Genomic DNA, 5771 nt, shown 5'->3' with positions numbered 1-5771 from the left:
GAGACATGACGGACCCACTCCGACGAGCCCTCGGCCCGACCGTGCACAGCCACCGAACGACGCCCGGACGCATCCACCGCGCCCACCGTCACCTGAACCTGCACACCACCCGACCCCGGAAGCACCAACGGCGCCTCCAGCGTCAGCTCCTCCACCAGCGAGCAACCCACCTGGTCGCCCGCGCGGACGGCGAGCTCCACGAACGCCGTGCCCGGAACGATCACCGAACCCAGCACCGCGTGATCGGCCAGCCACGGGTGCGACTCCACCGACAGACGACCCGTGAACAGGAAACCCTCCGCGTCGGCCAGCGACACGCCGGCCCCCAACAGCGGGTGATCGGCCGCGCCCAGGCCCAGCGAGGCGACCTCGCCCAGCCAGCCCGAGGCCACCGTCGGCCAGTAGCGCTCACGCTGGAACGCGTACGTCGGCAGCTCGACCGGGGGAAGCGCCACCTCCGCCGTCCAGGCCACCGGGACGCCGTGGACGTGCAGGCTCGCCAGGCACTCCGCGACACCGGCCCGCTCGTCCCGGCCGTTCCGGAGCGCCGGAACGAACACGCCCTGCTCGACGCACTCCTGGCCCATGGCCGAGAGCACGCCGTCGGGGCCCAGCTCCAGGTACGTGGTGACGCCCTGGGCCTCCAGAGTGCGCATCCCGTCAGCGAAGCGAACCGCCTGACGCACGTGCCGGACCCAGTACTCGGGCGAGCACAGCTCCTCGGCCGTCGCGACCGCACCCGTCACGTTGGAGACCACGGCGATCTGCGGCGCCACGTAGGTCAGGCCCTCCGCCACCCGGCGGAAGTCCGCCAGCATGCCGTCCATCAGCGGCGAGTGGAAGGCGTGCGAGACATTGAGCCGCTTCGTCTTCTCGAACTGCCCTGCGATCGCCAGCACTTCGGACTCATCCCCGGAAATCACCACGGAGGAGGGCCCGTTGACGGCCGCGATGCTCACCTGGGCGGTCAGCAGCGGCAGGATCTCGGCCTCGGTGGCCTTGACCGCCACCATCGCACCGCCCTCGGGCAGCGCCTGCATCAGCCGGCCACGAGCCGCGACCAGCGCAACGGCGTCGTCCAGCGACAGCACACCGGCCACGTGCGCGGCCGCGATCTCACCGATCGAGTGGCCGACCAGGAAGTCCGGACGGACCCCCCAGCTCTCCACCAGCCGGTACAGCGCGGTCTCGATCGCGAACAGCGCGACCTGCGTGAACTCCGTACGGGCCAGAACCGCGGAGTCCTCCCCGAACACCGCCTCCTTCAGTGGCAGTTCCACCCGCGAACACACCGCGTCGAAGGCCTCCGCGAACACCGGATAGGCGGCATACAGCTCGCGCCCCATCCCCGGCCGCTGGCTGCCCTGCCCCGTGAACAGGAACGCCGTCCGTCCGTCGCCGGCCACGCCCCGCGCCACGCCCGCCAGCGGGCGGTCCGCCGCGAGGGCGTCCAGCGCCGCGAGCAGTGCGTCGCGGTCGCCGTGGCCGGTCACCGCGGCGCGGTGCTCGTGGTGGCTGCGGGTGGTGGCGAGGGCGAAGGCCGTTGCTTCCAGGGGGAGTTCGGGGTGCTCCGCCAGGTGGGCGCGGAGGCGTCCGGCCTGGGCGGCGAGGGCGTCCGCGCTCCGGCCCGACAGCAGCAGCGGGAGCGGGGCGGCGGTGCCCGGGGTCCCGGCGGGCGCCTGCGCCGGCTCGGCGGTCGGCGCGGGTGCCTGCTCCAGGATGACGTGGGCGTTGGTGCCGCTCATGCCGAAGGAGGAGACGCCGGCCCGGCGCGGTTCGCCGGTCTCCGGCCAGTCGCGCGACTCCGTCAGCAGCTCGACGGCGCCGGCCGACCAGTCCACGTGCGGGGACGGCTGGTCAACGTGGAGGGTCTGCGGCAGCACGCCGTGCTGCATGGCGAGCACCATCTTGATGACGCCCGCGACGCCGGCGGCGGCCTGGGTGTGCCCGATGTTGGACTTCACCGAGCCGAGCCACAGCGGCCGGTCGGCGGCGGCGCGGCCGCGGCCGTAAGTGGCGAGCAGGGCCTGGGCCTCGATCGGGTCACCCAGCGAGGTGCCGGTGCCGTGCGCCTCGACGGCGTCGACCTGGGCGGGGGTGAGCCGGGCGCCGGCCAGGGCCTGGCGGATGACGCGCTGCTGGGCGGGGCCGTTGGGGGCGGTGAGGCCGTTGCTGGCGCCGTCCTGGTTGATCGCCGAGCCGCGCACGACGGCGAGCACCGGGTGGCCGTTGCGGCGGGCGTCGGAGAGCCGCTCGACGAGCAGCATCGCGACGCCCTCGGACCAGTTGGTCCCGTCGGCGGCGGCCGCGAAGGGCTTGCAGCGGCCGTCCTCGGCGAGGCCGCGCTGGCGGCTGAACTCCAGGAAGGCACCGGGCGTCGACATGATGGCGACGCCGCCGGCCAGGGCGAGCGTGCACTCGCCGTTGCGCAGCGACTGGACGGCCAGGTGGAGGGCGACCAGGGAGGAGGAGCAGGCGGTGTCGACGGTGACGGCCGGGCCCTCCAGGCCCAGGGTGTAGGAGATGCGGCCGGAGACCACGCTGGCCGCGTTGCCGGTGCCGAGGTGGCCCTCGAAACCCTCCTGGGAGATCAGCAGCAGGTTGGTGTAGTCCTGCATGTTGGTGCCGGCGAAGACGCCGACCCGGGTGCCGCGCAGGGCGGCGGGGTCGAGGCCGGCCCGCTCGATGGTCTCCCAGGAGGTCTCCAGCAGCAGGCGCTGCTGCGGGTCCATGGCGAGGGCCTCGCGCGGCGAGATGCCGAAGAACGCCGGGTCGAACTCGGCGGCGCCGTGGATGAAGCCACCCTCGCGGACGTAGCTGGTGCCCTGCCGGTCGGGGTCCGGGTCGTACAGCGCGTCCAGGTCCCAGCCGCGGTCGGCCGGGAACGGCGTGATCGCGTCGCGGCCGTCCCGCAGCAGGTGCCAGAGCGTCTCGGGCGAGTCGACGCCGCCGGGGAACCGGCAGCCCATCGCGACGATGGCGATCGGCTCGGTGGAGGCCGACTCGGCCTCGCGCAGCCGCTCCCGGGTGTCCGCCAGGTCGGCGGTGACCTTCTTGAGGTAGCCCAGCAGCTTCTCTTCAGCGACCATCGCTGGCCAACTCCTTCTGGTGATCCGGCAGTCCGGTGGTGCTCTGTCGAATGCCGGTCACGACATCCCCAACTCGTTGTCGATGAACGCGAAGACCTCGTCCGCGGTCGCCTCGTCCAGCTTCTGCGCGGTGGTGGCGGCGGTCGGCGCGTCGCGCCGGTCGCTCCAGCGGGCCAGGACGGCCTGCAGGCGGGCGACCACCTCCTCGCCGGTGTCCTCGTCGGGCAGCGGCTGCGCGAGCGCGGCCTCCAGCCGGGCGAGGGTGTCCAGCAGCGGTTCGTCTCCGGACCGCGGGTCGGCGAGCAGCTGCGGGTGCAGGTGCTCGGCCAGGGCCGTGGGCGTCGGGTAGTCGAAGACCACGGTGGCGGGCAGCCGCAGGCCGGTGAGGCCGTTCAGGCGGTTGCGCAGTTCGACCGCGGTCAGCGAGTCGAAGCCCAGCTCCCGGAAGGCCCGGGCCGTCCCGACACCGTCGGTGCCGGTGTGGCCGAGCACCGCCGCCGCCTCGGTCCGTACCGCGTCGACCAGCAGGCGCCTGCGCTCGGCCTCCGGGGCCTCGGTGAGGCGCTCCACCAGGACCGGCCGCCCGGAGGCGCCGGTGCGCGGGCCGCTCTGCGGGCCGTCGTCGGCGAGGGCCGCGGCGACCTCGGGCAGGTCGGCGATCAGCGGGCGGGCCCGGCCGGCGGTGAACGCCGGGGCGAAGCGCGCCCAGTCCACGTCGGCGACGGTCACCGCGGTCTCGCCGAGGCCGAGTGCCCGGTCGAGCGCCGCGACGGCCAACTCCGGTGCCATCGCCGGGAGCCCGCGGCGGGCGAGGTGTCCCTCGGCCTCGCCCTCGGCCATCCCGCCGCCGGCCCACGGGCCCCAGGAGACGGCCGTGGCGGCCAGGCCGCGCGAGCGGCGCTGCTCGGCCAGGGCGTCCAGGAAGGCGTTGGCGGCCGCGTACGAGCCCTGGGTTCCGCTGCCCCAGATGCCGGCGATGGACGAGAACAGCACGAACGCGTCCAGCGGGGTGTCGCCGAGCAGCTCGTCCAGGTGGACGGCGCCGCCGACCTTGGCCGCCAGCACCTCGGCCAGCTGGTCCGCGGTGATCTCGGCCAGCGGTACGGCCAGGTCCAGGCCGGCCGCGTGGACCACGGCGTCGACGGGGTGCTCGGCGAGCAGCCCGGCGACGGCCGCGCGGTCGGCCACGTCGCAGGCCGCGAGGGTGACCCGGGCGCCGAGCCCGGTCAGCTCGGCGGCCAGCTCCGCGGCCCCGGCGGCCTGCGCTCCGCGCCGGCTGGTGAGCACCAGGTGCTCGGCGCCGGCCCGCGCCAGCCAGCGGGCGACCTGCCCGCCGAGGGCGCCGGTGCCGCCGGTGATCAGCACGGTGCCGCGCGGCATCCACGGGGCCGGCGCCTCGGCCGCCCCGAGCGGACGGCTGTGCACCAGCCGGCGGACCAGCGCGCCGGAGGACCGCAGGGCGATCTGGTCCTCCCCGTCGGCGCCGGCGAGGACCGCCGCCAGGTGCTGCCGCGCCCGGTCGTCGAGCGTCTCGGGCAGGTCCAGCAGACCGCCCCAGCGCTGCGGCTGCTCCAGCCCGACGACCCGGCCGAGGCCCCAGACCTGGGCCTGGACGGCGTTGCGCAGCCGGTCCGTCGGAGCGGTGGAGACCGCGCCGCTGGTGATCAGCCAGAGCGGTGCGCCGATTCCGGCGTCGCCCAGCGCCTGCACCAGGGCCAGGGTGCCGGACAGGCCGGCCGACAGGCCCGGGTGCTCGGCGTTCGAGCGCCCGGTCAGCGCGAGCAGGGAGAGCACGCCCGCGATGGGGGCCTCCGTACCGCCGGCGGCCTCGCGCAGCTCGCCGGCCAGGGCCGTGCGGTCCGCGGTCGCCGGGTCGACGGTGATCCGCGCGACCCGGGCGCCGTGCCCGGCCAGCAGGTCCGCCAGGTCGCCGGCCGGCCGCTCGCCGGCCCGGTCGGCGGGCTCGACGACCAGCCAGCGGCCGGCCAGGGACGGGGTGCCGTCCTGGTCGCCGGGCAGGGCGCGCCAGCTGACGCGGTAGCGCCAGCGGTCCAGCGTCGACTCGTCGGCGTTGCGGCGCCGCCAGGACGACAGGGCGGGCAGGACCGCGCTCAGCGGCTCGTCCCCGCGGACGTCCAGGGTGCCGGTCAGCGCGGCCAGGTCGCCGCGTTCCACGGCGGCCCAGAAGTCCGCCTCGGCCGGGTCGTGCTCGGTGCCGCCGGCGGGGGCCGCCTGGGCAACCTTCGGCCAGTACCGCTCACGCTGGAAGGCGTAGGTCGGCAGGTCCACCCGGCGGGCGCCGGAGCCGGCGAACAGGGCCTCCCAGTCGACCGCCGCGCCACGGGTGTGGGCCACGGCCAGGGCGGCGGCGAGCGCGTCCCGCTCGGGCCGGTCGCCGCGCAGGGCGGCGGCGAAGGCGGTGTCCGGCCCGTCGACGCAGTCCTGGCCCATGGCCGAGAGCACGCCGTCGGGGCCGAGTTCGACGAAGGTGGTGACGCCCTGGGCCTCCAGGGTGCGCATCCCGTCGAGGAAGCGGACGGCCTCGCGGACGTGGCTCACCCAGTACTCGGGCGAGCACAGCTCCTCGGCCGTGGCCATGTCCCCGGTGACGTTGGAGACGACCGGGATGCGCGGGGCGCTGTACGTCAGCCCCTCGGCAACGGCCCGGAACTCCTCCAACAT

At 75.5% G+C, this 5771-nt stretch carries 2 protein-coding genes; both read right to left on the bottom strand.

Features of this window, described 5'->3' with window-relative positions; genetic code table 11:
* Positions 1–3068: type I polyketide synthase (locus ACWDBB_RS35890; protein ID WP_449793602.1), on the bottom strand; the 3068-nt coding region annotated here is incomplete at its 3' end.
* Positions 3069–3146: 78 nt separating this feature from the next.
* Positions 3147–5771, bottom strand: a 2625-nt coding sequence (locus tag ACWDBB_RS35885) for an SDR family NAD(P)-dependent oxidoreductase (RefSeq protein WP_449793601.1), incomplete at its 5' end; no start/stop codon positions are given.

The sequence above is a fragment of the Kitasatospora sp. NPDC001095 genome (assembly GCF_053598615.1).
Note: the sequence above shows the minus strand (reverse complement) of the source record. Positions and strands in the feature narration are given on the sequence as shown.